This is a genomic window from Mycobacterium sp., assembly GCF_049802695.1.
Taxonomy (GTDB): Bacteria; Actinomycetota; Actinomycetes; order Mycobacteriales; family Mycobacteriaceae; genus Mycobacterium.
Map to the genome: position 1 here is coordinate 1 of NZ_JBARMY010000289.1, position 5,193 is coordinate 5,193.

Annotated in this window: 3 protein-coding genes and 1 pseudogene; 1 reads left to right on the forward strand and 3 read right to left on the reverse strand. The window is 68.7% G+C overall.

The features are described from left to right. Positions 1-1,536: pseudogene (locus WA317_RS11825) on the forward strand (cation-translocating P-type ATPase); the annotation flags it as partial. Between the two features lie 137 nt (positions 1,537-1,673). Here the strand turns inward: WA317_RS11825 and WA317_RS11830 are convergent. From WA317_RS11830 to WA317_RS11840, 3 genes are all read right to left on the reverse strand, one after another. Further along, the gene (locus WA317_RS11830; RefSeq protein ID WP_425173208.1) at positions 1,674-3,242 is read right to left on the reverse strand and encodes an AMP-binding protein; all 1,569 of its coding nucleotides are present in this window, start codon (positions 3,240-3,242) and stop codon (positions 1,674-1,676) included. Continuing rightward, positions 3,242-4,108 carry an SDR family NAD(P)-dependent oxidoreductase gene (locus tag WA317_RS11835; protein ID WP_425173209.1) on the reverse strand — a complete coding sequence of 289 codons (867 nt, stop codon included), beginning with the start codon at positions 4,106-4,108 and terminating at the stop codon, positions 3,242-3,244. Before WA317_RS11835 ends, WA317_RS11830 begins: the two co-directional genes overlap by 1 nt. An 89-nt stretch (positions 4,109-4,197) precedes the next feature. Continuing rightward, on the reverse strand, positions 4,198-5,193 hold a 996-nt coding region (locus WA317_RS11840), incomplete at its 5' end, for an aldehyde dehydrogenase family protein (RefSeq protein ID WP_425173210.1).

The window sequence follows — 5,193 nt, forward strand, 5'->3', positions numbered from 1 at the left end:
GAAGTACTGCGTGCGGCCGCGCGGGCCTGCCCGCGCCCACAGGACGGGCAAGGACACGCCCATGCCACCGACGAGGCCATCCTCAAATCGGCCAGTTCGGTCCTCGGGCCGCAGGACTCGGAATGGACGATGCTCGCCGAGGTGCCGTTTGAGTCCAGTCGCGGCTACGCCGCCGCCATCGGCAGCGCGAAAGCGGACGCGCAGGCGCCGACGCTGATGCTCAAGGGCGCACCGGAGCAGATCCTGCCGCGCTGCCGGTTCGCCAACCCGAAAGCCGATCGCAAGCACGCCGAGTCGCTGGTGCAGAGTCTGGCCGAGCAAGGCCTGCGGGTGCTGGCGGTGGCGCAGCGCAGTTGGGAGGACGACCCGACCGACGAGGAGGAGACCGACGCCGACAGCGTCGACGCCGCCGCGCAGGACCTGGAGCTGATCGGTTACGTCGGCCTGGCGGACACCGCACGCCCGTCGGCGCAGCCCCTGATCGAGGCGCTGCACCAGGCCAACCGCCAGGTTGTGCTGATTACCGGCGACCATCCGGTCACCGCGCGGGCGATCGCCCGTCAACTGGGCCTGCCGGCGGACGTGCAGGTCATCACCGGCTCCGAATTCGCCGCGCTGGACGAGGAAGCCTGCACCCGGCTGGCCACCGATGTGCAGGTGTTCGCCCGCGTCAGCCCGGAACAGAAAGTGCAGGTCGTCGCGTCGCTGCAGCGCTGCGGACGGGTGACCGCGATGGTGGGCGACGGAGCCAACGACGCCGCGGCGATCCGGATGGCCGACGTCGGCATCGGTGTCAGTGGCCGCGGCTCCTCAGCGGCCCGCAACGCCGCCGACATCGTCTTGACCGAGGACGACCTGAGCGCGCTGCTCGACGCTTTGGTCGAAGGCCGCAGCATGTGGAGTGCGGTGCGCGACGCACTGACCATCCTGGTCGGCGGCAACATCGGCGAGGTCATCTTCACCATCTTGGGCACCGCGTTGGGCACCGGCCGGGCACCGGTGGGAACCCGCCAACTGCTGCTGGTGAATCTGCTCACCGACATGTTCCCGGCGCTCGCCGTCGCCGTCACGCCGCAGATCCCCGAGCCGGAGGAAACCCCCGATCAGACCGAGGAAGAGGTGGAAGCCGCCCGACGCGAGTACCAGCGCGCGGTGCTGTCCGAGCCAACGCCCTCACTCGACGCGCCGCTGATGCGGCAGATCGTCACCCGCGGTGCCGTCACCGCCGCAGGGGCGACCGCCGCCTGGGCCATCGGGCGTTGGACACCCGGCACGCAGCGGCGAACCTCGACTATGGGTTTGACCGCTCTGGTGAGCACCCAGCTGGCGCAGACACTGTTGACGCGCCGTCACAGTCCACTTGTCGTAGCCACCGCGCTGGGCAGCGCGGCGGTTCTGGTCGCTATCGTGCAGACCCCCGGCGTCAGCCACTTCTTCGGCTGCACACCGCTGGGTCCGTTCGCGTGGACGAGCGTGGCCGCCGCGACCGCAACTGCCACCGCGGTGTCGGTGATCGCGCCGAACTGGCTGATCAAGACCACCGAGGACGCGTTGCCGGTCGCCGACGACGACCACGAGTCGGCCACCAACGGGGAGTGGCCGGATCACGTCGGCGCCCCGCTGTTGCGGGTGGTCGAGCCAGTGGATTCACCGGCATAGTTTTCCGCCGGGGTTTACGTCGGTAGTTCGCGCCGGACAACTTTGCCGGCCGGATTGCGGGGGATGCTGCTGACGATGCGGACATCCCGGGGCTGTTCGAACCTGGATACCCGGGGCTGCAGGTAGTCCCGCAACGCTGTTTCGTCGATCTGGCTGTCAGGTCGCGGAACGACGAACACCGCCAGTCGCTGACCGAACTGCTCGTCGGGGACGCCGATGACCGCGTTGTCGGTGATGTCGGGGTGTTCGGCCAGCGCATTTTCGACTGCGCGGGGATAGACGTTCTCACCACCGGAGACGATCATGTCGTCTTCCCTGCCGACGATGAACAACCGCCCGGACGGGTCAAAATATCCCAAGTCGCCGGTGCTGGTCATGCTGTCGACGACGTCTTTGGCCGCGCCACCGGTGTATCCCTTGAAGGTCAGCTCGCCGCCGACGAAGACGCGACCGGTCTCGTTCGGGCCGACCGGCGCGCCGTGTTCGTCGAGGATGCGGACCCGGCAGCCGGTGCTCGGCCGCCCGACCGTCTCAGGAAAGGCGCGCAGTTCGGCCGGGGTTGCCAACGCGCCGATGCCGACCTCGGTCGAACCGTAGCCGTTGTAAAGGACGTCGCCGTAGGCGTCCATGAACCGTTGAGCCACGGTGGGATCGAGCCGGTCGCCGCTGGACAGCACCACCCGAAGGGCCGGCAGCGGATTACGCGCCCGCACGTTGTCCGGCAGATCCATGATCCTCGACAGGATGATCGGCACGGCGGTCAACGCCTCAGCGCGATGCAGCGAAGCCTGCGCCAGCACGGCCTCCGGATCGAAGCGCCGATGCGTCAGTATCGTGCCGCCCAAGCCGACCGCGAGGATCGTCATGCCCAGGCCCAGGCCGTGAAACATGGGCACCGCTACGGCCAATCGCCACCCCGCGCGCAGTCCGGTGCGATCGAGGATGGTCAGCCCGACGCCCGCCACCCCGGAGTTCACCCGCGGGGCGCGGGGCACGCCTTTGGGTTTCCCGGTGGTGCCCGACGTCAGCAGGATGATCCGGCCCGCTGGCGCCACGTGAGGTCGCGCGGCACCGCGCTGCGGCTGAACCGCTTCCGGGTCGAGCACGCCGATGGACTCGTCGGCGGCGCTGACTCGTTCGCTGAACTCCTGGTCGCAGACGACCGTTGCGATGTCGTGTGCGCTCAGCGCCGATGCCAGCGCATCGGTGCGGAATTCGGTGTTGATCAGGACCACGTCGACACCGACCAGGGCCGCGCCGAACAGCGCCTCGACGAAGCCGCGGCCGTTGCGGCACAACACCCCGACCGCATCGCCGGGTTCGACGCCGCCGCGGTAGAGCTCACCGGCGAGGGCCTCGGCTCGCAACTGCACTTCGCGGTAGCTGATCACGCCGTCGTCGTCGATCACCGCGGCACGGTCGGGCCACCGGGCCGCGGTTACCGCCAGCAAGGTGAACGGGTTGGTGCCGCCTCGAACGGCTTCGCGCACCAATCGCAGTGTCGCGGCGGGTCCGGGGACGCTGAGTATCCGGGAGCGCAGCACCGCGCGCCCTGCCACCGCGACCGTGCCCAGCAGCGTCATCACCGGTCTGCCCCGGAGTCGAGGACGTGGCGGTGCCAAAGCCGCGCCGCCCGATCCGCTGGACCGGCCAGCAGCACCGAGGCCACTTCGACGGCGAACGTCCAGGGCGGTGCGATCGTACGGGGCCGTACGACAATCGCTCTGGCGATGACGTCAGCGGCCTGATCCGCAGACAGTCCGGGCAGGCTGGTAAGCATCGGCGTGGGCTCGATCATTCTGGTGCGGATCAAACCGAAATAAATCGAGGTGACATCCACACCGTCAGCGTGTAGTTCCGGTGCGACACTGCGCAGCCAGCGGTCGAAGGCCCCCTTCGACGCCTGATAAACGCCCCATTGCGGACCGGGCGGAACACGCACGGCGACGCTGGAAACGTTGACGATCTGTCCGTCGCCGTGGGCCCGCATCGCCGGCAGCACGCCGAGCAGCAGCCGGATCGGTCCCAGGTAGTTGATGTCGATGGTGCGTTGGAAGTCGTGCGGCCGGTCGTACTGGTCGTGCAGGGACCGGCGCAGCGACTTGCCGGCATTGCTCACCACGATGTCGAGCGGGCCGTGTCGGCGGGTGATCTCGTCAACCAGCGTGCTGACGGCGTCTTGGTCGGTCAGATCGGCCGGAAAGGCCACCGCACGTCCGCCGCCCGCGCCGACAGCGGCCACAAGTTCGTCGAGTTTGTCCGCCGAGCGCGCGACGACAAGTACGGTCGCCCCGGCCGCGGCCAGCTTGCGGGCGGTCGCCTCGCCCACCCCGTAGGACGCTCCGGTGACCAGCACGGTCTTGCCGGACACGACGTCACGCAGCCGGTCGGGATCACTGATGCCGCGCGGATTGGCGACTTTGCCGATCGCGTTCACTGCCACATTCATTTGCGCCGCCTTGTCGAGTGCTGCCCCTCTTGAATCGTTCTACCGGAAGCGTCGGGGAGCTCCGCGTCGGCGGGTGCTGCGCGCCGGCGTCAATCGCGGATGAAGCCCTTGTTGCGCATCAAGAAGTCCGCCAAGAATCCGTCGTGCGGTATCTGCGGCGCCTCGTAGTAGCTGGGATGGTGACCGCAGTACACGTTGGTCACCGTCGGGTCGGCCAACAGGTCGTCGATCAGGTCGTCGTCGTCGGTGACGGCGTTGACCACCAGCGACTGCCGTAATGGGTTGATCCCTTGGGCACGCGACCACCCGGACACCCACACGCACGGAAACGGCAGCTCGGTGTTCAGTGTGCCGAGGTCGGGCACGGTCATCAGGTGCACAGCCGGGCGCAGCGCGGCACACCCGTCGCCGAGGTCGGCGACCACCTGAGCGGCGCTGAGGATTGGGGTGGTTCCGGCCGCCTTGACCGACAGGTGGTTCGCCAGCGCACGTGCTTCGGCAACGGTTCGGGTGGGCAGAACCGCTCGTTCGTCGGTGGCGGGAAGCGGCTGGATGGTGGACAGCCGGTCGGCGATCGCGGACGCCAACGGGGCCGGATCTCCTTCGTAGAGCACGGCGGTGGTGTTGACGCAGGCCATCCCGCCCAGGTCGGCGATCGAGTTCACAATGATATCCAGGTAGTCGCGCCAATCCTGGTCGGCGGTGATCAGGGTCTTCGCACGTCCCGGACCGTTGGCGAACACCGTCGGGTCGGTGGCGTACTTGTCGACGACGGCCTGATCGCCGTACACCATGGCGAGGTCAGCCGCGCGGATGACGTCGTCGGCTCCGCTGTGGTCGGTGGGCAGATAGGTGACATCTTCGGGACGGAATTCCGCCGCGCGCAAAGCGAGTGCCAGCCGCTGCGCGGTGAACGGTTCGCGGCGCGACGGGCGAACGGCCACTCGGTAGCCCAGGGCGAGCGCCTGCGGCCACAGCGCATGGACGCCGGGACTGTTTCCGGAGGCGTGCACGGCGAATACCTCCCCGCGACGGGCCCACACCGCGCCGCCACGACGGGCGCGTTCTTCGCGCCAGTTCAGCGC